The 24392-nt window shown below is 51.9% G+C and carries 24 protein-coding genes; 23 read left to right on the top strand and 1 reads right to left on the bottom strand.

What is annotated here, in order from left to right; genetic code table 11:
- Positions 1 to 65 precede the first annotated feature (65 nt).
- From obgE to ACP5SG_RS02180, 6 genes are read left to right on the top strand one after another with little or no spacing between them, the layout of a single operon-like run.
- Positions 66 to 1112 carry a GTPase ObgE gene (gene obgE, locus ACP5SG_RS02205; RefSeq protein WP_424661466.1) on the top strand — a complete coding sequence of 349 codons (1047 nt, stop codon included), beginning with the start codon at positions 66 to 68 and terminating at the stop codon, positions 1110 to 1112.
- Between the two features lie 29 nt (positions 1113 to 1141).
- Positions 1142 to 2263 (top strand): glutamate 5-kinase, encoded by a 1122-nt coding sequence (gene proB, locus ACP5SG_RS02200; protein WP_424661467.1) that lies wholly within the window; start codon positions 1142 to 1144, stop codon positions 2261 to 2263.
- Positions 2264 to 2279: 16 nt separating this feature from the next.
- Positions 2280 to 3539 (top strand): glutamate-5-semialdehyde dehydrogenase, encoded by a 1260-nt coding sequence (locus tag ACP5SG_RS02195; protein WP_237889086.1) that lies wholly within the window; start codon positions 2280 to 2282, stop codon positions 3537 to 3539.
- A 27-nt stretch (positions 3540 to 3566) separates the two neighbouring features.
- Positions 3567 to 4550, top strand: a complete 984-nt coding sequence (nadD, locus tag ACP5SG_RS02190) for a nicotinate (nicotinamide) nucleotide adenylyltransferase (RefSeq protein ID WP_237889085.1) — start codon at positions 3567 to 3569, stop codon at positions 4548 to 4550.
- A 16-nt stretch (positions 4551 to 4566) separates the two neighbouring features.
- Positions 4567 to 6108 (top strand): 2,3-bisphosphoglycerate-independent phosphoglycerate mutase, encoded by a 1542-nt coding sequence (gpmI, locus tag ACP5SG_RS02185; RefSeq protein WP_237889084.1) that lies wholly within the window; start codon positions 4567 to 4569, stop codon positions 6106 to 6108.
- The gene (locus ACP5SG_RS02180) at positions 6101 to 7150 is read left to right on the top strand and encodes an ABC transporter ATP-binding protein (protein WP_237889083.1); all 1050 of its coding nucleotides are present in this window, start codon (positions 6101 to 6103) and stop codon (positions 7148 to 7150) included. The genes gpmI and ACP5SG_RS02180 overlap by 8 nt, the downstream gene beginning before the upstream one ends.
- Before the next feature lie 53 nt (positions 7151 to 7203).
- On the opposite strand, the gene ACP5SG_RS02175 is transcribed toward ACP5SG_RS02180, so the two are convergent.
- Entirely contained in the window at positions 7204 to 7827 is a 624-nt protein-coding gene (locus ACP5SG_RS02175) for a class I SAM-dependent methyltransferase (protein ID WP_428121572.1), read from the bottom strand.
- A 190-nt stretch (positions 7828 to 8017) separates the two neighbouring features.
- Here ACP5SG_RS02175 and ACP5SG_RS02170 point away from each other — a divergent pair, with 190 nt between their 5' ends.
- The 17 genes from ACP5SG_RS02170 to rfaD all read left to right on the top strand — a co-directional run bounded on the left by ACP5SG_RS02170 (position 8018) and on the right by rfaD (position 24304).
- Entirely contained in the window at positions 8018 to 8233 is a 216-nt protein-coding gene (locus tag ACP5SG_RS02170; protein ID WP_237889081.1) for a hypothetical protein, read from the top strand.
- A gap of 40 nt (positions 8234 to 8273) precedes the next feature.
- Positions 8274 to 9377 carry an inositol-3-phosphate synthase gene (locus ACP5SG_RS02165; RefSeq protein WP_237889080.1) on the top strand — a complete coding sequence of 368 codons (1104 nt, stop codon included), beginning with the start codon at positions 8274 to 8276 and terminating at the stop codon, positions 9375 to 9377.
- Between the two features lie 31 nt (positions 9378 to 9408).
- Positions 9409 to 10551 (top strand): glutamine-hydrolyzing carbamoyl-phosphate synthase small subunit, encoded by a 1143-nt coding sequence (carA, locus tag ACP5SG_RS02160; protein WP_424661469.1) that lies wholly within the window; start codon positions 9409 to 9411, stop codon positions 10549 to 10551.
- Positions 10530 to 13766, top strand: coding sequence for a carbamoyl-phosphate synthase large subunit (gene carB / locus ACP5SG_RS02155; protein ID WP_237889078.1), 3237 nt, complete (start codon positions 10530 to 10532; stop codon positions 13764 to 13766). Before carA ends, carB begins: the two co-directional genes overlap by 22 nt.
- 1 nt (position 13767) lies before the next feature.
- The gene (gene purF / locus ACP5SG_RS02150; RefSeq protein ID WP_428121564.1) at positions 13768 to 15177 is read left to right on the top strand and encodes an amidophosphoribosyltransferase; all 1410 of its coding nucleotides are present in this window, start codon (positions 13768 to 13770) and stop codon (positions 15175 to 15177) included.
- On the top strand, positions 15174 to 16199 hold the full coding sequence (locus ACP5SG_RS02145; RefSeq protein ID WP_237889076.1) for a KpsF/GutQ family sugar-phosphate isomerase: 1026 nt from the start codon (positions 15174 to 15176) through the stop codon (positions 16197 to 16199). Before purF ends, ACP5SG_RS02145 begins: the two co-directional genes overlap by 4 nt.
- A gap of 30 nt (positions 16200 to 16229) precedes the next feature.
- Positions 16230 to 16631: a single-stranded DNA-binding protein gene (locus tag ACP5SG_RS02140; protein WP_237889075.1), complete on the top strand. Its 402-nt coding sequence runs from the start codon at positions 16230 to 16232 to the stop codon at positions 16629 to 16631.
- Positions 16632 to 17672 carry a lipopolysaccharide heptosyltransferase II gene (gene waaF / locus ACP5SG_RS02135; protein WP_424661471.1) on the top strand — a complete coding sequence of 347 codons (1041 nt, stop codon included), beginning with the start codon at positions 16632 to 16634 and terminating at the stop codon, positions 17670 to 17672.
- Positions 17656 to 18252, top strand: a complete 597-nt coding sequence (gmhB, locus tag ACP5SG_RS02130) for a D-glycero-beta-D-manno-heptose 1,7-bisphosphate 7-phosphatase (protein WP_237889073.1) — start codon at positions 17656 to 17658, stop codon at positions 18250 to 18252. The genes waaF and gmhB overlap by 17 nt, the downstream gene beginning before the upstream one ends.
- Positions 18249 to 19292, top strand: a complete 1044-nt coding sequence (locus ACP5SG_RS02125; RefSeq protein ID WP_428121556.1) for a glycosyltransferase family 9 protein — start codon at positions 18249 to 18251, stop codon at positions 19290 to 19292. The genes gmhB and ACP5SG_RS02125 overlap by 4 nt, the downstream gene beginning before the upstream one ends.
- A 25-nt stretch (positions 19293 to 19317) precedes the next feature.
- On the top strand, positions 19318 to 19506 hold the full coding sequence (locus ACP5SG_RS02120; protein WP_237889071.1) for a Trm112 family protein: 189 nt from the start codon (positions 19318 to 19320) through the stop codon (positions 19504 to 19506).
- The gene (gene rfaE1 / locus ACP5SG_RS02115; protein ID WP_428121552.1) at positions 19503 to 20501 is read left to right on the top strand and encodes a D-glycero-beta-D-manno-heptose-7-phosphate kinase; all 999 of its coding nucleotides are present in this window, start codon (positions 19503 to 19505) and stop codon (positions 20499 to 20501) included. Before ACP5SG_RS02120 ends, rfaE1 begins: the two co-directional genes overlap by 4 nt.
- Positions 20486 to 21382, top strand: coding sequence for a YicC/YloC family endoribonuclease (locus tag ACP5SG_RS02110; RefSeq protein ID WP_237889069.1), 897 nt, complete (start codon positions 20486 to 20488; stop codon positions 21380 to 21382). Before rfaE1 ends, ACP5SG_RS02110 begins: the two co-directional genes overlap by 16 nt.
- Positions 21383 to 21503: 121 nt before the next feature.
- Positions 21504 to 21806 (top strand): DUF370 domain-containing protein, encoded by a 303-nt coding sequence (locus tag ACP5SG_RS02105; RefSeq protein ID WP_424661474.1) that lies wholly within the window; start codon positions 21504 to 21506, stop codon positions 21804 to 21806.
- 6 nt (positions 21807 to 21812) lie between these two features.
- Complete coding sequence (gmk, locus tag ACP5SG_RS02100) at positions 21813 to 22442, top strand: guanylate kinase (RefSeq protein ID WP_424661475.1); 630 nt, start codon at positions 21813 to 21815, stop codon at positions 22440 to 22442.
- Between the two features lie 22 nt (positions 22443 to 22464).
- Positions 22465 to 23232 (top strand): 23S rRNA (guanosine(2251)-2'-O)-methyltransferase RlmB, encoded by a 768-nt coding sequence (gene rlmB, locus ACP5SG_RS02095; RefSeq protein WP_237889066.1) that lies wholly within the window; start codon positions 22465 to 22467, stop codon positions 23230 to 23232.
- A gap of 100 nt (positions 23233 to 23332) precedes the next feature.
- On the top strand, positions 23333 to 24304 hold the full coding sequence (gene rfaD / locus ACP5SG_RS02090; RefSeq protein WP_237889065.1) for an ADP-glyceromanno-heptose 6-epimerase: 972 nt from the start codon (positions 23333 to 23335) through the stop codon (positions 24302 to 24304).
- The last annotated feature ends 88 nt before the right edge of the window (positions 24305 to 24392 follow it).

Below are 24392 nucleotides of genomic sequence, written 5' to 3'. Positions count from 1 at the left end.
CTATTGACTTTAAAATTAGTTTAATACCATGTATAAGTCAAATCGACACAGATGGACGGAAAACCATGAACTTTATTGATCAGGCGGAGATACACATAAAGGCCGGCGACGGCGGCAGGGGTTGCGTCAGCTTCAGGAGAGAGAGATATGTCCCGAAAGGCGGACCTGACGGAGGAGACGGCGGCAAGGGCGGGAACGTGGTCTTTCGTGTAAAGAACGGCCTGAACACCCTCCAGCGTTTCAGACACAGACGCGTCTTCAAGGCCGAAGACGGCAAGGCGGGCCGAGGAAAGAACCAACACGGCAAGGCGGGCCACGACCTTATCATAGAGGTCCCGCCCGGCACGGTCATAAAAGACCTTGAAACAGGGGCCGTACTTGCTGACCTTACCAATCCGGGCGAAGAATGGATCGCAGCCAGGGGCGGCAAGGGCGGTCTTGGAAACAGCCGCTTCGTCTCGGCCATGAGACAGACCCCGAGATACGCCCAGCCAGGACTTAAAGGCGAGGAAAGAGACCTTGCGCTTGAACTCAAACTCCTTGCGGATATAGGGCTGGTCGGTGTACCGAATGCGGGCAAATCCACCCTCCTTTCCAGGATATCGGCCGCGAGACCCAAGATAGCAGGCTATCCATTCACAACCCTTGTACCGAACCTCGGCGTGATAAATCTCTCAGACGGCCGCACCATGGTTGCTGCCGACATCCCTGGTCTGATTGAGGGGGCGCACCTTGGAGCGGGTATGGGTATCGATTTTCTACGCCATATCGAGAGGACAAAGGTAATCCTGTTTGTAATCGATGCCTCAGGCGAAAACCCCTTTGAAGAATTCGAAATGGTAAGAAGCGAGATGGAGAGGTATCGCAAGGCCCTAACGGAAAAACCGTTCTTGATCGCGTTGAATAAGACCGACATGTTGGATCGGGATATGATAGAAAGACTCAAAAAGACCTTTTCTCCTAAGACGAAGGCGCCCTGTTTCATATCGGCATTGACAGGCACAGGCATCCCAGAGCTCCTGGAGATACTCTACAACATGAGCCGTCCGACCACGATGGGAGACGGATCCAATGTGGCACAAACCCCCATACTGGCTTCTACGGCAGGATGATATAGAAACAAGAAACTGGACGCCAAAATATGCAAAAAAGATACATTGAAACGGCAAAAAAAATAGTCATCAAGGCCGGAAGTGCGGTCATTGCTGATGAAAACGGCCTTGACACCTCCATGATCGCCGCTGTCAGCCGAGGACTGGCGCATATAACATCCATGGGGCGCAAGGTGGTGCTGGTCTCGTCTGGTGCGGTAGCCGCAGGCAGGGGCAGACTCCCGATGCACAGAGCCTCAAAGACTATCCCTGAAAAGCAAGCGCTCGCCGCGGTAGGCCAAGGCAGACTTATGCACGCATACGAGGAGGCCTTCGACCGCTTTGGGATACCTGTGGCCCAGGTCCTCCTGACTAGAGACGCCCTGGTCTCTAGGCCCAGGTATCTTAATGCAAGAAATACGCTGAAAACCCTGCTCAAATGGGAGGTGCTCCCTATTATAAACGAAAACGACACGATGGCCACTGAAGAGCTCCAATTTACGGACAACGATGCATTAGCCGCCCTTGTGGTAAACCTTATGGAGGCCGATCTCCTTATATGCCTGAGCGACATAGATGGTCTTTACGACAGAGACCCGCGAAAAAGCATGGACGCCAGGCCCATCAAAGTGGTGGAACGGGTCGATGACGACATCCTCCGGCTGGCCGGCTCGAGTCCGGGAAGGGCCGGCAGGGGCGGCATGCGATCCAAGCTCGAGGCCGCGCGGATAGTCACCGCCTGCGGCATCCCCATGATAGTTGCCGGCGGCAGGACGCCAGATGTCCTGGAGCGGCTCTTTGCAGGCGAAGAGGTCGGTACGCTTTTCAAACCACAGAGACGGCGCAGGATATATGGGCGGAAACCGTGGATCGCGCTTGCCTTGCCCAGGGAAGGCGTGATTTGGCTTGACAACGGCGCGGTCATGGCCATACTCGAACAAGGCAAGAGCCTCCTGCCCGTAGGGATAAAGGCCGTAGAGGGCGGATTCGCCGCAGGGGCCTGTGTAATATGCAGGGATCAGACGGGGAGAGATATCGCCATCGGTATATGCAATTACGGCTCTGGCGACCTGTTGAAGATCATAGGGTGCAGGAGCAAAGAGATATGCGGCATAACCGGACAAAATGGGACCGATGAGGTGATCCACAGGGACAACCTTGTGGTATTATGAAATCAAGGAGGTAACCATGAAAGACATACAAGGCCTGATCGCCAGGATGACCGCCGACGCTAGAAAGGCGGCACGTGGAATTGCAAGACTATCGACCGCGACAAAAAATAAACTCCTTCTTGAGACGGCAGGACTTCTGGACGACAGACGCGGGCAACTGAAGGAGGAAAACGCGAAGGACCTTGAGGTGGCAAAAGAAAAGGGGGTTTCAACGGCCTTCATCGACAGGCTAAAGCTCTCCGACAAGGTCATCGACTCCATGATAAGAGGCCTGAAAGAGGTAGCGGCCCTTGCCGACCCGGTAGGAGCGGTTACCGGCATGTGGAAGAGGCCGAACGGCCTACTGGTGGGCAAGGTCCGGATACCGATAGGGGTGATCCTCATGATATATGAATCCCGCCCAAATGTCACCATAGATGCGGCTGGGCTCTGTCTCAAGTCCGGAAACGCAATAATCTTGCGCGGTGGCTCCGACGCCATACACTCAAACCTAGCCCTTGCCTCAATATTAAAAGAGGTCCTTAAGGGCAACAGTGCACCGGAAGGGGCGGTGCAGGTGGTCCCGACCACGGATAGAGAGGCCGTGACTGAACTCCTGAAAAAAGAAGGTGAGATAGACCTTGTGATTCCACGTGGAGGCGAGGGGCTCATACGGTTTATAACAGAAAACTCACGCATTCCAGTGCTCAAACACTACAAAGGCGTCTGTCATATATATGTTGACGACCCATCGGACATCGAGATGGCCAGGAAGATATGTCTAAACGCAAAGGTCCAGAGGCCGGGCGTATGCAACGCAATGGAGGGCCTGCTTGTCCATAAAGGCGTGGCCGATACCTTTTTACCCGCAATGGCAGAGGATTTCAAAAAGGCTGGCGTGGAGATCAGAGGCTGCACACGCACATGCAGTCTTGTACCGTATGCCAGGCCTGCCGCTGACTCAGACTGGGGGACAGAGTTTCTGGACCTGATACTTGCTGTAAGGGTGGTGGATAACATGGATGAGGCCCTAGATTACATCGCCCGCTACGGGTCGAACCACACGGAGGCCATTATCACCAAGGACTACGAACGGGCAAGGAGGTTTCTTGACGAGGTGGATGCATCACTCGTACTGGTAAATGCCTCCACACGCTTCAACGACGGAGGGGAGCTCGGACTCGGTGCAGAGATAGGGATCAGCACATCGAAGCTCCATGCTTACGGCCCTATGGGTCTTGAAGAGCTTACCACCCAAAAATTCATAGCCTACGGCTGCGGCCAGATAAGGATCTGACTTGAAGACCGTCCCGCGGGGTAACACATGCACATAGGATTGTTCGGGGGGACCTTCGACCCCATCCACTATGGCCACCTGAGGTCTGCGGAGGAGGTGCGAGAGGCGTTCGGTCTTGACGAAATATGGTTCATTCCAACAGCTTACCCACCTCACAAAGATACGGGAGACATCACTCCTTTTCACCATCGACTTGCCATGACGAGGCTTGCGGTAAATGGCGTCGATTATTTCAAGGTCCTCGACATAGAGGCAAAAAGAAACGGGCCATCATACTCCATCGACACCTTGAGGGAATTGAGCGGCCTACACCCTGACAAGGAATTCTATTTCATCCTCGGCAGCGACGCATTTGCATCCATAACCTCCTGGAAGGAATACTGGCATATACCCGAATTCACCTCCATAGTCGTCATGGGAAGAAAGGACGGTGAGATTGAGGAGGTAAAGCGGATTATAGCCCGGACCTTCAGAAACGCGAGGCCGGACGGCCCCGGAGACGGGGCGTTTATGCTGCCAGAAGGAAAGGGCATTTATCTCGCAAAAGTGACCCATATCGAGATATCTAGCACTAAAATGAGGGAACTTTTGATAAATGGACGGTCTATACGTTTCCTCCTTCCTCACGAGGTGACCAAATATATCAGCGCAAACGACCTCTATAGAGACGAGGCGATGAAGCTGGCCGTCGAACTGGCGAATGAGGTGGCAAACAACAAGGGTGAAGAGGTAGTGATCCTGAATCTGAGAGGCCTTTCAGACTTCACAAGTTTCTTTGTCATAGCCCACGGACGATCCGCCAGACATATCCAAGGCATGGCCGACAATATCCTGGAGGTCTTCGCGCAAAAAGACATCCATCCGCTAGACATAGAGGGCAAAAAGGAGGCTAAGTGGATACTCATGGACTACGGCGAGGTGGTAGTACATCTCTTTTATGAACCGATGCGCGCCTTCTACGACCTCGAAGGCCTCTGGAGCCAAGCGAAGAGACAATATATCAAAAAATAAACAAAGGGGGCCATACATGAAAAACGACATCCGACCGGTCATGCTGATCATAATGGACGGCTGGGGTTGGCGCGAAGATACAGAGGGCAATGCGGTCAGGCTCGCAAACACACCCAATCTTGACCGCTTTTACAACGAATACCCCTTTACCCTCCTCACGGCATCGGGCGAGGCCGTCGGGCTTCCTGCAGGCCAAATGGGGAACTCGGAGGTAGGGCATTTGAACCTCGGGGCGGGCAGGATAGTATATCAAGAGCTGACCCGTATAGACAAGACCATCCGGGATGGATCGTTCTTTGAAAATAAAACGCTTGTAAAGATCATGGATGAAATCCTGCACTCCGGCCATACGCTTCACCTCATGGGCCTTGTTTCAGACGGCGGAGTCCACAGCCAGATAGGGCATCTGTTTGCACTCCTCAAGATGGCGCGAGACCGTGGCCTCGCCAAGGTCTGTGTCCACGCCTTCCTTGACGGCAGAGATACCCTGCCGTCAAGTGGAGCCGGCTATATGAGGGAGCTTGTGGCCGAGATGGACCGACTAGGCTCGGGCAAGATAGCCACCATAATAGGCCGTTACTACGCAATGGACAGAGACAAGAGATGGGAACGGGTGGAGGCGGCTTACAAGGCACTTGTAAAGGGAGAAGGCCGAAGGGCAAAGGACCCTGTGGCCGCGATCGAAACGGCGTATGCCATGGGCGAGACAGATGAATTTATAAGGCCTGTCGTCCTTGAAGATGAAAGGGGTGAAATGACGCCCAGAATAGGCCGAGGCGATGGGGTCATCTTCTTCAATTTCAGGGCGGACAGGGCCAGACAACTCACCAGGGCGTTTATTGAGCCAGGCTTTTCCGAATTCAACATCAGCGACAGGCCGTTGATTTCCTTTGTAACAATGACCCTTTACGACGAAGGATTCAACTCCCCTGTGGCCTTCCCGCCGCAACACCTCTCCCACATCCTAGGCGAAGAGGTGGCAGCGGCAGGGCTCAAACAACTCAGGATCGCAGAGACGGAAAAATACGCCCATGTCACATATTTCTTCAACGGCGGCGAGGAGACGCCGTTCCATCTTGAAGAGCGGGTGCTCATTCCGTCCCCGCGTGAGGTCGCAACATATGACTTAAAGCCGGAGATGAGTGCCTTCAAGATAAAGGACGAGCTCATTAAGCGAATAACAGAGAATGACTATGCATTAATCGTCGTAAACTTTGCAAACGGCGACATGGTGGGGCACACTGGCGTCTTGCAGGCGGCTGTCACTGCATGCGAAGTAGTGGATAGGTGCGTAGGTGAACTAACCGATGTCTGGACAAAAAAAGACGGCGCGGCGCTGATAACCGCTGACCACGGGAATGTAGAGGTGATGCTCGCCCCTGACGGCGGACCGTCAACCACGCACACAACAAACCCTGTGCCGTTTTACATGATAGACAGCAGAAGAAGAGGTGCAAGGCTGTCAAGAGGGATATTGGCCGACGTGGCCCCAACGGCCCTTACAATAATGGGCCTTCCTTTGCCGGACGCCATGACAGGCAAAATACTCTTTGAATAGGGGGATAATGACGCTCCTTGAACTGATAGACGTTACAAAAGAATATAGGATCAGACAGGGGCTCTTTGATGCAGGGAAAGGCGTTTTGCAGGCTGTAGACAGGGTCGATCTCTCTGTCAGCGAGGGTGAAATACTAGGGCTTGTGGGAGAGAGCGGCTGCGGCAAATCTACCCTTGCAAGGCTCATACTTGGGCTTGAAAGGCCTACACGCGGCAAGATTATTTTTTGCGGCAATGACATAGATAGACTTGATTCCACAAGGCTCAAAGAGTTCAGAAGGCAGGCCCAAATGGTCTTCCAGGACCCGTTTTCATCGCTCAATCCCAAAAAAACGGTCTTTAATACCCTTAGTGAACCCTTAAAGATACATAGGCTCTTTAAAGGAAAAGAACTTACAGAAAAGGTGGCAGGGCTCCTCGAAGAGGTCGGGCTCGATGCATCGGCAATGGACCTGTATCCTCACGAATTCAGCGGCGGCCAGCGTCAAAGGATAGGCCTCGCAAGGGCCTTGGCCACCAACCCAAGGCTCATAGTGGCCGATGAACCCACATCCGCCCTTGATATGTCGATACAGGCCCAGATCATCAATCTCCTCCTCGACCTCCAGCAAAGACGCGGGCTCTCCTATCTTTTCATCTCTCACGACCTGCCGGTGGTGCAATTTATAAGTCACAGGATCGCGGTTATGTATAAGGGGGTTATAGTAGAGGTCATGCCGAAAGACGCCTTTTTGGAAATAGGCGCCGTACCAGACGCCAAAGAAAGGCCGCCTTACCGAGGCATCCCACACCATCCATATACAGATTATCTCATCAAATCCGTCCCCCTTCCGGATCCGAGGCGGAAGATAAATAATCAAATGACGGAAAACACCGCAGCGGAATCGCAGCCTTCTCCATCAAAAGATGTGCGGGATATCAGCGCATGCCGATTTTATGCGAGATGTCCGCTTTCAGCCTGGGCATGCGCAAAAACCCCGCCTGAATGGGTGGAGGCTGGCTCGAATCACTTTATAAGATGTCATGCAGCGGCAAGACCCTAAGCGTAAACAGGCCGCGTCTGGGTGGCTGTAACACCCGGATACCTAAAATCTTCTCATGCAAGCACACCGACTATAAGAAACACCGGATACACGCGGACGCTTCCATCAGGAGCGGCCCTCCGCATCTCGTGCGCAGTCACCGCCTTCAAATCCTTGAGGCCGAGAGACCCCATGATCGTCAATATCTCACTTCTATCAAAGCCATTATGAGCAGGGATCGGCGCCCCATTCCTATGGAAGGAACCGTCTTCAAGATCCAGGTCGGCTATGGCCATGAATCCACCCGGCATGAGCATACAGCGGAAGGTCTTCAGCATACCTGCAAAATCAAGGATGTGATGGAGTGTCATGCTTGTATAAATAAGGTCGAATCCACCGTCAAGCGGCCCTGTCTTAGTAAGATCTGTGAACAGGGGAAATATGTTTTTTACGCCGAACCTTGCGATCTTCTCCTTAAGCACGGATAGCATCCCTTCTGAGGCGTCGGCCGCCAGCACCTCACGTACCCGCCTGGCGATTTCAAGTGTCACAAGCCCTGTACCGCAGCCGTATTCAAGGGCCTTCATGCTGTTATTTAGCGGGACGTTTTCTGCGATCGCCGATGCAACGCCATGCGCCAAGGCGACCCTTGCAGGCTCTTCGTCCCAATTCGATGCAATCTTGTCAAAGACATTCACAATCCACCTCCATTTTTATCATCTTCAACAAATTCATCTAAAAAATCAATTAAATCAAGATACCCCCGGGGCAAAAAGCCTTTGCAACTCTTATTTTTCATTGTTATGATATCGCCATCAAAATACGTCAATATGGATCTCACCTCACAGACAAAACCGGACATATTGCGTAATTTTCAGGAGGTCTCATGTGAAAATAGAATACGATCCCGATATACCCATAGCGGCTCGCCCGTCAATAGACCAAATAATAAATGAGTCTGTTGCCGGTCCATGCGAATGTGGCTGCGATGAAATATATGTCTCGCTTGGCTCCAAAAACATCATTGACGTAAAATGCTACGACTGCGGGAAAAGTTTTTTCGAACTGGAGATCGAGGTCGAAGAAGAGGCCATTGAGGCCTGAATGGCCACCACCATTTAAAGGGACAAGGAGAGATTTTGAGATGGGAAAGATCAGGGTTGCTGTAGTCGGAGTCGGCAACTGTTTTTCTTCTCTATGGCAAGGTATCAATTATTATCACAAGAAGGATCGGGGCGATGAGGCCATCGGCCTTATGCACTGGGATATCGGCGGTTACAGACCTGGAGACATAGAGGTGGTTGCGGCCTTCGATATTGACAAAAGAAAGGTCGGTCGCGACGTCTCCGAGGCGATCTTTGCAAGACCAAACTGCACCAAGATATTTTTCAACAATATACCAAAGACAGGGGTCAAGGTGATAAAGGGAAGAGTGCTTGACGGTTTTTCCACACACATGTCCGACTATCCTGAAGACCAGACCTTCGTATTGGCGGATGGCCCAGAGGCCGACGAGGATAACGTAATAAAGATCCTGAAGGATTCGGGTGCGGAAATACTCCTCAACTACCTGCCCGTAGGCTCTGAAGAGGCAACGCGTTTTTATGCCAGTTGCGCATTAGAGGCAGGGACGGCGTTCATAAACAACATACCGGTCTTCATTTCGAGCGATCCGGAGTGGGAAGGACGTTTCAGAGAAAAAGGACTCCCCATCATAGGGGATGACATAAAATCTCAGATTGGAGCGACGATCGTCCACAGGGTGCTTACAAACTTGTTCAAAAAAAGGGGGGTGCACCTCGACAAGACATATCAGCTCAATACCGGCGGAAATACGGATTTCTTAAACATGCTAAACCGCAAGCGTCTGGCCTCCAAAAAACTCTCGAAGACCGACGCGGTGCAAGCCATGCTCGATGAACCGCTTGCCGATGAAAACATACATATCGGCCCAAGCGATTATGTGCCTTGGCAGAAGGACAACAAGATTGCCTTCATCCGCATGGAAGGCAGGCTCTTCGGAAACGTCCCCATGGATCTTGAGCTTAGGCTCTCGGTCGAAGACTCCCCGAATTCGGCCGGCATCGTTATAGATGCGATACGTTGCTGCAAACTTGCCCTCGAAAGGGGAATAGGGGGGGCGCTCCTCGCACCATGCGCATATTTTATGAAACATCCGCCGATGCAGATGACGGACGACGAGGCCTTTCAACGCGTACAGAAATTCATAGCCGGAGATCCTGACTGATGTTGACAAACACCGCAAGAAGGACACAGACATGAAGGCGCTTATAGCCCTTGAAGACGGGAGGATATTTGAAGGACGGTCGTTCACGGGCCATGGTGAGGTCTATGGCGAGATGGTCTTCAATACCAGCATGACGGGTTATCAGGAGATATTGACAGACCCATCATACAAAGGGCAGATCGTCACAATGACCTACCCACTCATAGGCAACTACGGAACAAACAACAGGGATATCGAGTCCTGCGACATCCACGCAGAGGCCCTTGTAGTCAGGGAATACGAAGAGGCCTACAGCAACTGGCGGGCGGACATGAGTCTCAGACGATATCTCATGGTTCATAACAAATTGGGCATCGAGCAGGTTGACACCAGGGCACTCACCAGACACATCCGCCTTAAAGGGGCCATGAAGGCCGCGATCTCCACCAAAGACCTTGATCCAGGCTCGCTGACAGCAAAGGCGAGGTCGTCGCCAGGGCTTGTGGGCCGCGATCTTGTAAAAGAGGTGACCTGCCGGACGCCATACATATGGAAAGACGATAAAATAACAACTCTAAATGCGCATACCCTGCAGAATATATGCAAGACAAAATCAAGGGATCTCCGGGTAGCAGTCCTGGACTGTGGTCTTAAATACAATCAGTTGAGGCTCCTTGAAAAACGAGGCTGCGAGTGCGTGGTGTTTCCATGCACCGCCTCAAAAGATGAACTCCTATCAGTGGAACCTGACGGGGTCTTCCTCTCTAACGGTCCGGGAGACCCTGCCGCTCTTTGCGGGATCGTAGAGACTGTAAAGGGGATCATCGGCAGACGCCCAATTTTTGGTATATGTCTTGGACACCAGATACTGGGGCTTGCCGTCGGTGGCAGGACGTTCAAATTGAAATTCGGCCATAGGGGTGCAAATCAGCCTGTCAAAGATCTTGAAACCGGTAAGATAGAGATTACATCTCAGAATCATGGTTTTTCAGTGGACGACAAGTCGCTCCCACCCGAAATTGAGATAACACACATAAATCTGAACGATCATACCGTAGAAGGTATGAGGCACAAAAAATTCCCTATGTTTTCAGTACAATATCACCCAGAAAACGCACCAGGGCCCCATGATGCCGAATACCTCTTCGATCGCTTTACAGAGATGATGAGACAATGCCAAAGAGAACGGACATAAAAAAGATACTGATCATCGGTTCCGGACCTATTATCATAGGTCAGGCCTGTGAATTTGACTATTCCGGAACCCAAGCCTGCAAGGCCCTAAGGGAAGAGGGTTTCGAGGTAGTGCTTGTGAACTCAAACCCGGCTACAATCATGACTGATCCCGACGTAGCGGACAAGACATATGTCGAGCCCATCACCCCTGCCGTGCTTGAAAAGATCCTTGAGAAAGAAAGACCCCAGGCCATACTCCCGACACTCGGCGGGCAGACCGGCCTGAACACGGCTGTGCGTTTGGCAGACATGGGGGTGCTCGAACACCTCCAGGTCGAGATGATAGGGGCGTCCCGCGAAGTGATCCACAAGGCCGAAGATAGGGAACTCTTCAGGGATGCCATGACCAGAATAGGCCTCAGAATACCCAAAAGCGCCATAGTCCGCTCAATGGACGAGGTAATGCTTGCTGCAAGGGAAATTGGTTTTCCGCTAATCGTGCGTCCAAGCTTCACGCTTGGCGGTACAGGCGGCGGCATCGCATATAATCCTGAAGACCTTGAAGACATATGCTCCCACGGGCTGGATCTAAGCATGATCCATGAAGTCATGCTCGAAGAGTCTGTTATCGGATGGAAGGAGTTTGAGCTTGAGGTCATGCGCGATGCAAGGGATAATGTTGTAATAGTCTGCAGCATAGAAAACCTCGACCCTATGGGTGTCCATACCGGGGACAGCATCACTGTGGCCCCTGCACAGACCCTGAGCGACAGGGAATATCAGGTCATGCGAGACGCCTCCCTCGCTATCATACGAGAGATAGGGGTCGAAACGGGCGGATCCAATATCCAGTTTGCCATAAACCCCCAAAATGGTGAGATGGTGGTGGTCGAGATGAACCCCCGGGTCTCACGCTCAAGCGCCCTTGCGTCCAAGGCCACAGGTTTTCCGATAGCAAAGATAGCGGCAAAGCTTGCCGTAGGCTATACGCTCGATGAGATCCCAAACGATATCACAAAAGAAACGATGGCCTCCTTTGAGCCGACGATTGATTATTGCGTAGTGAAGATACCACGCTGGACATTTGAAAAATTCCCAGAGGCCGAAGACATACTCACCACTTCAATGAAGAGCGTCGGCGAGACTATGGCCATAGGGCGGACATTCCGAGAGGCCCTTCAAAAAGGTCTGAGATCCCTTGAGATTGGACGCTTCGGCCTAGGCCTTGACGGGCGTGATCCATGGCAACGTTTCAGTGGAATGCCTGATAAAGAGGCTGTGATCAAGAGGCTAAGGACCCCGAACTCGGAACGCATATTCTATATTCCACTTGCCATGTCCATGGGGTTTGATATCGGCGAAATCCATAGACTTACAGGCATAGACCCCTGGTTTCTGCACCAGATAGCTATGATAAAAGAAGAAGGTGAACGCCTCTGTCTCGAGACAAGAGAGACGCTCAAAGACAACCTACTCCACTATAAAAGAGAGGGCTTCTCAGACGTCCAGATCGCATGGGCTGCAGGGCTCACACAAGACGAGGTAAGGGAGCTCAGGAGGCAAAACGGTGTAAGGCCGGTCTATAAACTGGTTGATACCTGCGCAGCCGAATTCGAGGCACATACCCCTTATTTTTATTCCACTTATGAGACGGAAGACGAGGCCAGACCAGGCACAGGGCGGAAGGTCATGATCCTTGGGGGCGGACCTAACAGGATCGGCCAGGGCATAGAATTCGACTACTGTTGTGTCCATGCGGCATTCGCCTTAAAAGAAGAAGGTATCGAGAGCATCATGGTAAATTCAAACCCGGAGACCGTCTCGACGGACTACGACACGTCAGACAAGCTCTATTTCGAACCGCTTACACTTGAAGACGTACTGCACATAATTGAAATAGAGAGGCCGATGGGCGTCATCGTCCAATTCGGCGGACAGACCCCGCTGAATCTCGCCCTTCCCTTGGCAAGCGCTGGGGTTAGGATACTTGGAACCAGTCCTGAAAGCATTGACATGGCCGAGGACAGGAAGAGCTTTCAAAACATGCTACGTAAGCTCGGGCTCATCCAACCCGAAAATAGGACGGCCTACTCGCTCGAAGAGGCCATTCTGGCTGCACGGGAGATCGGGTATCCGATAGTTGTAAGACCGTCCTATGTCCTTGGCGGAAGGGCCATGCGCATAGTCTATGACGAATTAGGCCTCAAATCGTTTATGGCCGAAGCGGTTTATGTCTCTGAGGGACGACCCGTACTGATTGACAAATTCCTCCAGGATGCGACCGAGATAGACGTAGACACTATATCCGACGGCGAGACAACTGTAATAGGCGGGATCATGGAACACATAGAAGAAGCCGGAATACACTCAGGCGACTCCGCCTGCGTCCTCCCGCCGCGGACCCTCTCATGCGCGCTAATAGACGAGATATGTTCGGCGACCAAGGCCATGGCCAGAGAGTTGAATGTTGTGGGCCTGATGAACGTCCAGTATGCAGTAAAAGATGGCAGGCTCTATGTGCTTGAAGTAAACCCAAGGGCCTCAAGGACTGTACCTTTTGTAAGCAAGGCCACAGGAATTCCGTTTGCCAAACTTGCAACCAAGGTCATGATCGGAAAGACATTGAGGGAGCTCGGTCTTACAAAAGACGTACCGATAAAACATGTGGCCGTCAAGGAATCGGTCTTCCCGTTCAGGCGGTTTCCTGGCGTGGACATTATCCTGGGCCCGGAGATGAAATCCACCGGTGAGGTCATGGGAATCGACCAAGGCTTCGGGATGGCCTTTGCAAAAAGCCAGATTGCAGCCGGACTCAATCTACCCATAAGTGGTACGGTCTTTTTCAGCATAAAGACCGGCGACAGGGCGGCCATACTTCCTGTTGCAAGAAAGCTCAAGGAGATGGGCTTTGACATCGTCGCAACCGAAGGCACATCGCTCTTTCTTAGAGAAAATGGACTAAAAAATGAGACGGTGTTCAAGATATCCGAGGGGCGACCGAATGTTATAGACCTGATGAAAAACCGCAAGATCGACCTGGTCATCAATACCCCGAGCGGCAAGAAGACCAGATCCGATTCCTATTACATAAGAAGAACGGCCCTTGAGTATGAAATCCCGTATTTTACAACTGTCCAAGGTGCGAGGGCGGCCGCCGAGGCCATTGCTTCATTGAAGTCGGAGGATATGAAGGTCAAACCCCTTCAAGAATACTACAAAAAATATGGACATTAATATGATCTCAATCCCTCGGCCTTGGCCTAAAATCCGTGAAGAGTGCGGCGTCTTCGGCATCTATGGGCACCCGGAGGCCGCAAAGCTTGCATATTTCGGTCTATATGCCCTGCAGCACAGGGGGCAGGAAAGCGCCGGCATTATCAGTTCAGACGGCAAAAACGTCAGGGAATTCAAGGCAATGGGCCTTGTAAGCGAGGTATTCAACGAGGCAAGGCTCAAGGAGCTGAAAGGGCATCTGGCAATAGGCCATGTGAGATATTCAACTACAGGCTCATCCATACTCCAAAATGCCCAACCCTTTTGCATCAGGCACTCCGGCTGCGCCCTGGCGCTCGCGCACAACGGAAACATCGTAAATGCAGGGGCAATTCGGCATGAGCTTGAGGCCAGAGGCTCGATCTTCCAAACCACAATGGACAGCGAGGTAATGGTGCATCTCTTGGCCAGGGCTGGGATCAAGGGGCTTGAAAATGCGATAACATCCATGATGGGCGCGGTAAGAGGGGCCTATTCCGTCGTCATAGGGACCGAGGACAGCATCATAGGCCTTCGCGACCCGTTCGGCTTTCGTCCACTTTGCATCGGAAGACTGGGCAAAGCCTACGTGCTTTCATCCGAGACCTGCGCCCTTGACCTGATCCAGGCGGAATACATAAGGGATGTGGCGCCTGGCGAGGTAGTGATTATAGATGCAAATGGCCTGAGGTCGTTCAAAGGGATCGAATCCCATAAACGTGCCCACTGCATCTTTGAATTCATCTATTTTGCCAGACCTGACAGCTACATTTTCGGTCAAAACGTCTACAGCTTTAGGAAGACTCTCGGTGCGGCATTGGCAAAAGAGGTGGATGTCAAGGCCGATTTCGTCATGCCTTTTCCTGACTCAGGAAACTATGCGGCGGTAGGATATGCGCAGGCAGCCAAGATACCGCTTGAGCTTGCCGTCATCAGGAACCACTATGTGGGCAGGACCTTCATCCAACCGAGCCAATCCATGAGAGACTTCGGCGTAAGGGTCAAGCTCAACCCTGTAAAGGAGATGATCTATGGCAGACGCGTCATAATCATGGAAGACTCGATAGTCAGAGGCACGACAAGCCTGACCAGGATAAGGGCGATAAGGGAGGCCGGGGCAAAGGAGATAACCATGCTCGTTAGCTGTCCGCCGATCAGATTTCCATGTTACTATGGGATCGACTTCTCAACAAGCGGCGAACTCATTGCAGAAAACCACTCGGTAGAGGAAATAAGGCGATTTTTGGAGCTCGATAGGCTTCACTACCTGAGCATCGATGCCATGCTGAAATCTGCCGGGGGGGACCCGAACAGTTTTTGCCTGGCCTGTTTCAACGGCCACTATCCCGTCCCTGTTGACGATTACAAGGGTAAATTCCAGCTCGAACAATGACTGAGGAAGACAAGAAGACATACCGGACCCCGCCCGAAAGGGATGCGGATGCGATATTAAAAGAGGCAAAGGATGCCATAGAGGTTGAGATCCAAGGTCTTAAGCGCGTCCAAGGGCATCTTGGAGATAGCTTTGTAAAGGCGGCAGACCTCATCTTTAAGGCTACCGGCAGGGTCGTAGTGACAGGGATCGGCAAGAGCGGGCTTGTGGGCCGCAAGATAGCCGCAACCCTTGCGAGCACAGGGACTCCATCTATCTTTCTCCACCCCGTGGAGGCCCTCCATGGCGACTTGGGCATGGTAGGCCAGGATGATGTGATAATCGCCCTTTCAAATAGTGGGGAGACGCAGGAACTGAATGCCCTGATCATGGTGTTCAAAAAAAGGGGCATCCCAGTAATCGCCCTTACGGGCGGATTGAATTCAACGCTGGCAAGACTTAGCCTAGTTGTGATAGATACAGGGGTAGAACGTGAGGCCTGCACGCTGGGTCTTGCCCCGACAGCCAGCACGACAGCAGCCCTTGCAATTGGGGATGCCCTTGCGGTGGTCCTTCTGAACATGCGCAAATTCAATGAAAAGGACTTTAGACGCAACCATCCGGGCGGCTCTCTCGGAGAAATATTGAAGGTAAGGGTGGAGGAAGTGATGCTGAGAGGTGATGCGATACCTGCAGTACACATAGGCACAGACATCCCTACGGCCCTAAACGAAATGGACGCCAAGGGGCTTGGTGCAGTCCTGGTGCTGGGCGACGGGGGCTGTCTCCTGGGCATACTTACGGACGGTGATCTCAGACGTTTCATTGTAAAATCAGGCGGATTGACAAAGGGATCCATAGAAGAAATCATGACCAAAAGACCTAAGAGTATCCGCCCTGAGGCGCAGGCGGCCGAGGCCATAACGCTCATGGAGCAGCACCTGATTACCGTACTGCCGGTTGTGGATAGGGAGGGATGTCTTGCCGGAATAGTGCATCTCCACGACCTCCTTGGCAAGGGTCAATTCAAGTTTTCGGTATAACACCGAAAACTAAAATAAAGGTGGACATCAATGGCCAGAGGACTAAACAAGGTAATGCTTATAGGTAGGCTTGGCGCAGATCCCGAGATACGCTACACCCAGGACGGCACCCCGGTCGCCAATCTGCGCCTGGCCACTAACAGGGCTGTTAAAAAAGGGGAGCAGTGGGAAGAGGAGACGGACTGGCATAGGGTGATCGCATGGAGAAGGCTTGCCGAGATCTGTGAACGATATCTTAATAAAGGTAGCCTAATTTATGTTGAAGGGCAGATAAGGACCCGTTCCTGGGAAGATAAAGACGGCATAAAAAGATATGTAACCGAGATACAGGCCCAGGATATCCAAATGCTGGATTCCAAAAAGGAACGTCTTGGCGGTGAAACAGAAGGTCTTGAGACCCCCCCGCCAATTGAAGACGACGTACCGTTTTAAGTGACGCTGAAAGTACTTGTTTTATCCACCAACTGGATCGGCGACGCCGTCATGACCACTCCTGCCATCACTGCGCTGGCTGGGCTCTACCCGGATGCAAAGATAAAGGTGTTGGCAAGACCGGCGCAGGCGTCAGTCTTTACAGGACACCCAGACGTAGACGAAGTTATAGTCGCCGACAAAAAAAGCCTTGCAGATCCGCTAATAAGGCCGTTTCGGCTTGCATGGCGCATAAGGGCCGAACAATTCGATATTGCCGTCGTCTTTCCCAATTCGTTCGAATCGGCGCTCATACCTTTTCTGGCAGGGGTACCTGTACGCATCGGCTATAATACAGACGGAAGGTCCATACTCCTCACACACGGCGCAACGGTGCCTGGCGACAAACAAACCAGACACGAGGTCTATTATTATCTCGGCCTTGTGGATCACTTGATAAAAAAGATGGGGCTTGAGAAAAAAACGGCACCTGAAAAGCCCAGGCTCGTCCTGGACGTCCCCAAAGAAGGAGAGGATGGGGCGGGGCGTATCCTTTCTTCAGTTGGTATTGAAAAAGACATGCTGATAGGATTTAATCCCGGCGCGGCATATGGCCCGGCAAAACGCTGGCCCAGCGGGCGCTTTATCGAACTCGGCAAGACGCTTACAAAAAGGCACAGCGAGTGCTGCATAGTCGTCCTTGGGACGGAAGGTGAAAATACCTTGGCCAAAGAGATATGTGCAGGCATAGGCAAAAGGGCCTGCAACCTGGCTGGCCGGACCAGTCTTGTCGAGGCAATGGGTATCATAAATAGGCTTCGTCTCCTGGTTACGAATGACTCAGGCCTTATGCACGTCGCCGCAGCGCTTGGCACCCCGCTTGTGGCCCTTTTCGGCTCGACTAATCCGACAACTACCGGTCCGTGGACTGAAAAAGCCATTGTCGTCAGTCGCATCCTGCCCTGCGGCCCATGCCTGAAGCGCACGTGCCCGAACGGATTCGAATGTATGTTGGGCATCGGCGTAGAAGAGGTCTTAAAGGCCTGTGAAAGATGGCTTTGAACCAATGAAGACTAGACGCAAGGCGGTATTTTTGGACAGAGACGGTACCATCAATATAGAAATGGGCTACTTGGGCCGCCCGGAGGAACTCGTCCTTATAGACACGGCCGCCGAGGCCATAGCTATGCTCAACGGAAAGGGCTATGCGGTGGCAGTGATCACAAACCAATCAGGTGTTGCGAGAGGCCTCTTTGAAGAGAAAGATGTCAAGGCGATCCATGAAGAGATTGCAAGAAGACTCCTGAGATCAGGGGCCAGGGTGGATGGGTGGTATTATTGCCCTCATCACCCGTCGGAGGGCGTGGGGCGCTATAACATCCAATGTAATTGTCGAAAACCCCTTACAGGTATGATCGAAGCGGCAAGCAACGACCTTGATGTAGACATCTCCGAGTCTTTTGTGGTAGGAGACAGTATCCGAGATATGGAGCTTGCATGGAACTCCGGTGCAAAGGCGGTGCTGGTACTTACCGGCTTCGGGCTGGAGACCTTGAAGCGCCTTGCAAGACAAGACAAAAAGAATATCGTGTATATCGCTGCAGACATCCTTGACGCCAGTAAATTCATATGCGGATCTTGATCATAAAGCTGAGCGCTATCGGCGATGTGGTCCAGAGCCTCCCAGTCCTTGCAGCCCTCAGGATGACATTCTCCGATGCGCATATAGGCTGGGTGGTCGGGGAGGCGGCTTCAGGCCTCCTTGACGCACACCCCATGCTCGACGAACTCATAGTATTCCCACGGAAGGGATTGGGGGAGCTGGCATCAAACCCTGCTGATTGGCCTAAGTTTCTATACAAGGCCGCGACCTTTTTAAGACGTCTCAGGCTCAGGGATTACGACTTTGTCGTGGACCTTCAAGGACTCTTCAAAAGCGGTTTTGTAACCCTTTTTTCAAGAGGAAAGGTAAAGATAGGCTTTTCAGGTGGTAGAGAATTGAGCTCGATCTTCTTGAATAAGCGACTCCCGGCCTATGATCCAAATGAACATGCGGTAACGAGATATCTAAGGCTTGCAGCCCATCTCGGGGCAAAAACCGATAAGCCGGAGTTCCCGACGGGTCTTGACGACAAAGACAGGGCCAGGCTCGATCAGCTGTTAAGGGACCTTGGGATCTCGAAAGGGCCTCTCATATGCCTGATTCCAGGGGCGGCATGGACCTCCAAGCGCTGGACGAGCAGAGGTTTCAGCGAAGTCGCCGGCTACTGCATAGACAGATTGGGTCTTATGCCTGTAATAGCAGGCGGGGCTGGCGACAAAGGGCTTGCAGGGGAGATCGTATCGCTTGCTGGAAAGGGCATTATTGATCTTACTGGCAGGACGGATTTGAAGATGCTTGCGGCCCTGTTCGAACGCACCAGCGTAGTAGTAAGCACCGATACAGGCCCTATGCACCTTGCGGCTGCCGTCGGCACCCCTGTCGTAGCACTCTTCGGTCCGACGGCGCCATGGAGGACAGGGCCTTTTGGAAAAAGACACCAAGTCCTGAGGCTGGAGACTGGATGCAGCCCATGCTTCAAACGCATGTGCCAGGATCCTGTTTGCATGACAGGTATAAAATCCTCTGATGTCATCGCCGCCGTATTAAAGGCAGTAAAAGAAAACACTGCCCGGGCATAGACAAACTGTATATATGGAGATTAAGATGGATCAGTCTGTAAATCTAAATCATCAACTGTTGGAACTGCTGGCCTGTCCAAAATGTAAAGGGGATATCAGGCTCTCGGATGACAAAAAGGGACTTATCTGCGATAGATGCAGGCTCATCTATGAGATCAGAGACGGCATCCCTGTGATGTTAATAGACGAGGCTAGGCCGCTTGGAGACAGATGATTAAAGATCAGATGACAGACAGAACTAGGCTCCTTGTGGCCGTGGAGGCCTTCGAGCAGGCACGTATATTGGTGATAGGCGATCTCATGCTTGATCAGTTCGTTTGGGGCGAGGTCTTCCGCATATCCCCTGAGGCCCCTGTCCCAATAATCGAGGTAAGCGGAGAGACGATAACGCTCGGCGGGGCCGCAAATGTAGCAAACAACTTGAGGTCTATGGGCGCGGAGGTGGCCTTGGGTGGGGTAATCGGCAACGACCCAATGGGGGGTTCTATAAAAGATATGGCCCAAGGGCAAGGCATAGACACCTCCGCTGTGGTAAAAGACGGGCGCCCGACCACGGTAAAGACCAGGATAATAGCAAGGGGGCAGCAGGTCGTTAGGGTGGACAAGGAACAAAGGGCGCCCATAGGGGCTGAATGTATCGAGCCTATGCTCGCCGCTGTCCACAATCTAAAAGATGGTATCTCATCCATCGTGGTCTCGGATTATGCAAAAGGCACGGTCACAGATGGTCTGATGAGGGGTCTCAAAGATCTGGCGAAAGAAAGGAACATCCCCATCCTTGTTGACCCCAAACCAAAAAACCGACATCTATACAGGAATGTAAACCTCATAACTCCGAACAAAAAAGAGGCTGAAGACCTGGCCGGCGTAAAAATAAACGATGAGGCGACGCTTAAAGAAGCGGCCCGGACGATCCGACAAAGGCTTGAAACAGAGGCCGTGCTAATTACAATGGGGCCACAAGGTATGGCGCTTTGGCAAGGAGACGACGGACTCTTTACAATCCCGACCATGGCCCAGGAAGTCTTTGATGTTACAGGCGCAGGAGATACCGTCATAGCAACACTTGCGCTTGGGCTTGCAAGCGGGCTTGCCCTAGAAGAGGCCGCCTGCCTGGCCAATATCGCAGCAGGGATCGTCGTAGGCAAGGCTGGAACGGCGGTCTTGACTCGAGAAGAGCTCAAGGAAAAGATATGCCAAGAAGCATGACTACATTTTCAAGGGTAGAGGTTTCAGAAGGAGAGCTCGCCCTCGTCATGGAACTTAAATCGATAAACAGCAGATACTGCGACCTGGTCATAAGGGCCCCCAGATGGGCCTCGCCCCTTGAAGATAGGATACGAAAACTCATCCAAGGGAGGCTACAGCGCGGCAGGATCGAGCTCAACATCCAGGCTTCAGGCCGAACCAATGGCCTGACGAGTCCAGGGATCGCATCATTTGAACCCGATACAGCTCTTGCAAGGACCTACATAGAAGCAGCACTCAGGCTCAAGCAGGAACTTGGGCTGGAGGGCGTTGTCGATCTGCCGCTGCTGCTGAAGGCCCTGCCGGGCATTATTATTATCAAGGACAAGGAAGAAGACCCTGAGAATATGTGGCAGCTCATGGGCCCGGCGCTTGAACGTCTCTTGGACGAGGCTGAAGATATGGCGCTGGGAGAAGGATCCGCACTTCAAAAGGATATGACAACAAGGATCGAATATATAGAGGCACAACTGAACGAGATATCAAAGCGCGCCTCAACGCACCTTGTCGAGGCACAAAGGGCCATGTCCGAAAGGATCAAGGCCATTTTGAAGGATGTGCCGGTGGATGAATCGAAGCTGGCACAGGAACTTGCTGTCCTTGCGGACCGTCTCGATATAACAGAAGAACTGGTGAGGGCCGAAAGCCACATAGGGCAATTCAAGAAACTGCTCTCCGAAAACGGTCCGATAGGAAGGCGGCTTGACTTCCTGCTCCAGGAGCTGTTCAGGGAAATCAACACCATGGCGGTCAAGTCGGCAGATTCGACCATCTCTCACATATGCGTTGAGATAAAAGGCGCCCTTGAAAAAATCAGGGAGCAGGTTCAAAATATTGTTTAAAAGAGTTTAAAATTCAAAAATTTTAAGTGGATGTCATCAATACCAGCGCCAAAACAGTTTACTGCAGGCTGGTAAAGATATAAATTTAATGCCTTTAAAAAAACTAGAAGGGAAGGACGGAATGAGTTGCAAATGTAAACTCTTGAACATCGGATTCGGAAACTCCATAGTGGCCGAGAGGGTGGTGGCCATAGTAAATCCGGTTTCGGCACCTATCAAACGCCTGCGGGAAGAGGCCAAAAACAACGACAAACTAATAGATGCAACCCAGGGGCGGAGGACGAGATCCATAATTGTAACTGACAGTAATCACGTGATCCTCTCGGCGATTCAGGCCGAGACCATCGCCCAGAGGCTTGCAGCGGATTTACTTACAAAGATCGATGAGAAGGAAGGGGAGAAAGATCTCCCCCCGGCAGAATAGCGTCGGATGGAGCAGGGGGACATCTTTGTCATCTCGGCACCTTCGGGGGCGGGTAAAACTACGCTCTGCAGGAGACTGCTGGCAGACGATAAAAGGCTCTGCTTTTCGATCTCCCATACCACAAGGCGACCAAGACCAGGGGAGATAGACGGAAGGGACTATTTTTTTGTCTCAAGAGAGCGCTTTGAGGCCATAGAAAAGGATGGCGGGTTCCTGGAATGGGCCGAGGTGCACGGGAACCTTTACGGCACATCGAGATCGCAGGTGTTCGAACGGCTCAAAGAGGGTGCGGACGTCCTCCTTGATGTAGACGTGCAGGGGGCCAGACAGATTCGAAGGACCTTTCCGGATGCCGTATTCATCTTCATCTTACCGCCGTCATGGAGAGAACTGGAGAGGCGCCTTTATGCCCGCGGGAGTGAAGACAGTGAATGGCTCGAGCTCAGGCTCAAAAATGCCGCTGTTGAATTGGATGCGGTAACAGAATACGAATTTTCAGTGGTAAACAATGAGCTTGAGACCGCCCTTGAAGAGTTAAAGGCCATAATCCTTGCCAGACGCTGTAGGACAAAGAGGGTCCTCGAAAGGGCCGGGCTTGCCGAGTCCTTGGGTGTACAATGCGGCCGTAATGTCTGAAAGATCGCCGCAAAGGGAATAAATGGAGACATCTCAAGGCCGAGCGCCTGTAACGATCTGGGGCATACACCCTGTAATGGAGTTTTTAAAGACATGCCCGGATGCTGTAAGGGAGATATGCGTGCTGCCATCGTTCGGGAACAGACCCTGGCAGCGTAAACTCCTGACTCTGGCCCTGGAATGCGGTATAAAACCTATAGGCGTACGAGACTTTAACAAACAAACTATAGCGCCGGGCGCTGTACACCAGGGCGTTACGGCGCGAGTCATGCCTATATGGCCGATAGACCTTGCTGAGCTCCCTAGACACGTGGGCGATCATACGCCGCTTCTTGTTGCATGTGATCAGATAACGGATCCCCAGAATCTGGGGGCGATCATACGCTCATGCGTGGCGTTCGGGGCACAGGCGGTCATTGTCCCGTCAAGGAGTTGCCCCGAGATAAACGGCGTGGTTATCAAGGCATCGTCTGGGGCGGTTGCGCATATAAGGGTCTGCGAGGTCTCAAACCTGGCAAGGGCGCTAGCCGCACTCAAAGGCATGGGGCTTTGGGTGGTAGGGCTGAGCCCCGAGGCGGAGACCGTCGTCTGGGACGTCGATCTTTCCGGGCCTATATGCCTTGTAGTCGGGGCAGAGGGTGAAGGGATTCGTTGGTTGATCAAAAAGACCTGCGACATCACCGCCTCTATACCGCAGCATCCTGGGATAGGATCCCTCAATGCAGCATCGGCTGCAAGCGTATTTTTATACGAGGTGACGAGGCAGAGAAGGGGGCCGACAAAATCCTAGGATCAGGGGTGGATATCATCATGATGAAAGGCTTTAATACCACATATTGGAAGACAAACCCTAAAAAGGATGCCGCAAGATATCTTGAGGAGGATCTGATTTGATACTTGTAACCGGGGGCGCGGGTTTTATAGGCAGCTCGATAGTCTGGAGATTGAACACCCTTGGAGAAGACAGGGTTATTATTGTCGATGAGCTTGGCCATGACGAAAAATGGAAGAATCTTGTCGGGCTGAACTATTACGATTTTATAAATAAAGACGAATTTATAGACAAAATCAAGGCCGGGCTGAACTTTGACGCCAGATCCGTTATCCATATGGGGGCGAACTCATCCACAACAGAAAAAGACGCCGACCACCTACTCCGAAACAACTATGAATATACAAAAAAACTTGCACAATACTGCCTTGAAAGGGATATCAGATTTATCTACGCCTCTTCCGCTGCCACATACGGCGATGGCTCCCTTGGCTTTGACGACAGCGAAGACCTGTGCCGTCTTCTGCGCCCTCTCAATATGTATGGCTATTCTAAAAACCTCTTTGATATCTGGGCTGTTAAGAAAGGGGTCATAGGCAGGATCGTCGGTTTGAAATATTTCAATGTGTTCGGCCCTAATGAATATCACAAAGGAGATATGCGCAGCGTGGTCCATAAGGCATTCGAACAGATCATGGATACGGGGAGGGTGAAGCTATTCAAATCGAGGAATCCGCACTACAAAGACGGTGAGCAGATGCGCGATTTTATTTACGTTAAAGACGCCGTTGATATGACCTTGTTCTTTCTCGATAAAAAAGAAAAAAATGGGCTGTTCAACGTGGGTTCGGGCAGGGCGCGCACATGGAACGACTTGGTGACCGCGATATTCAACGCCCTGGACAGACCTGTAAATATCGAATATATCGACCTTCCTGAGCATCTTGCGGGAAAATATCAATACTTTACCGAGGCAAGACTCGAAAAGATAAAAAGGGCCGGTTACTCAAATCCCATAACTACCTTGGAAGACGGCGTAACTGATTATGTTAAAAACTATCTTTTGAAAAATAAGTACTTCGGATTTTAGGACCGCATAGCGTTAACTGTACGGCAATAATGTAACGCCACTATCCCTGGCAGTTCCTTACCCTCCAGCAGCTCCAGAAAGGCCCCAC

The sequence above is a fragment of the Dissulfurimicrobium sp. genome, assembly GCF_049968175.1.
In the GTDB taxonomy this organism is placed as follows: Bacteria; Desulfobacterota; Dissulfuribacteria; order Dissulfuribacterales; family Sh68; genus Dissulfurimicrobium; species Dissulfurimicrobium hydrothermale.
Note: the sequence above shows the minus strand (reverse complement) of the source record. Positions and strands in the feature narration are given on the sequence as shown.

Coding starts and splice junctions, on each gene's coding strand:
- ACP5SG_RS02120 (WP_237889071.1), top strand. CDS start 19,318: ATGGATCAGTCTGTAAATCTAAATCATCAACTGTTGGAACTGCTGGCC.
- ACP5SG_RS02195 (WP_237889086.1), top strand. CDS start 2,280: ATGAAAGACATACAAGGCCTGATCGCCAGGATGACCGCCGACGCTAGA.
- ACP5SG_RS02140 (WP_237889075.1), top strand. CDS start 16,230: ATGGCCAGAGGACTAAACAAGGTAATGCTTATAGGTAGGCTTGGCGCA.
- ACP5SG_RS02145 (WP_237889076.1), top strand. CDS start 15,174: ATGACTGAGGAAGACAAGAAGACATACCGGACCCCGCCCGAAAGGGAT.
- rlmB (WP_237889066.1), top strand. CDS start 22,465: ATGGAGACATCTCAAGGCCGAGCGCCTGTAACGATCTGGGGCATACAC.
- ACP5SG_RS02110 (WP_237889069.1), top strand. CDS start 20,486: ATGCCAAGAAGCATGACTACATTTTCAAGGGTAGAGGTTTCAGAAGGA.
- carB (WP_237889078.1), top strand. CDS start 10,530: ATGCCAAAGAGAACGGACATAAAAAAGATACTGATCATCGGTTCCGGA.
- ACP5SG_RS02105 (WP_424661474.1), top strand. CDS start 21,504: ATGAGTTGCAAATGTAAACTCTTGAACATCGGATTCGGAAACTCCATA.
- ACP5SG_RS02165 (WP_237889080.1), top strand. CDS start 8,274: ATGGGAAAGATCAGGGTTGCTGTAGTCGGAGTCGGCAACTGTTTTTCT.
- purF (WP_428121564.1), top strand. CDS start 13,768: ATGATCTCAATCCCTCGGCCTTGGCCTAAAATCCGTGAAGAGTGCGGC.
- nadD (WP_237889085.1), top strand. CDS start 3,567: ATGCACATAGGATTGTTCGGGGGGACCTTCGACCCCATCCACTATGGC.
- obgE (WP_424661466.1), top strand. CDS start 66: ATGAACTTTATTGATCAGGCGGAGATACACATAAAGGCCGGCGACGGC.
- rfaE1 (WP_428121552.1), top strand. CDS start 19,503: ATGATTAAAGATCAGATGACAGACAGAACTAGGCTCCTTGTGGCCGTG.
- gpmI (WP_237889084.1), top strand. CDS start 4,567: ATGAAAAACGACATCCGACCGGTCATGCTGATCATAATGGACGGCTGG.
- proB (WP_424661467.1), top strand. CDS start 1,142: ATGCAAAAAAGATACATTGAAACGGCAAAAAAAATAGTCATCAAGGCC.
- gmk (WP_424661475.1), top strand. CDS start 21,813: ATGGAGCAGGGGGACATCTTTGTCATCTCGGCACCTTCGGGGGCGGGT.
- carA (WP_424661469.1), top strand. CDS start 9,409: ATGAAGGCGCTTATAGCCCTTGAAGACGGGAGGATATTTGAAGGACGG.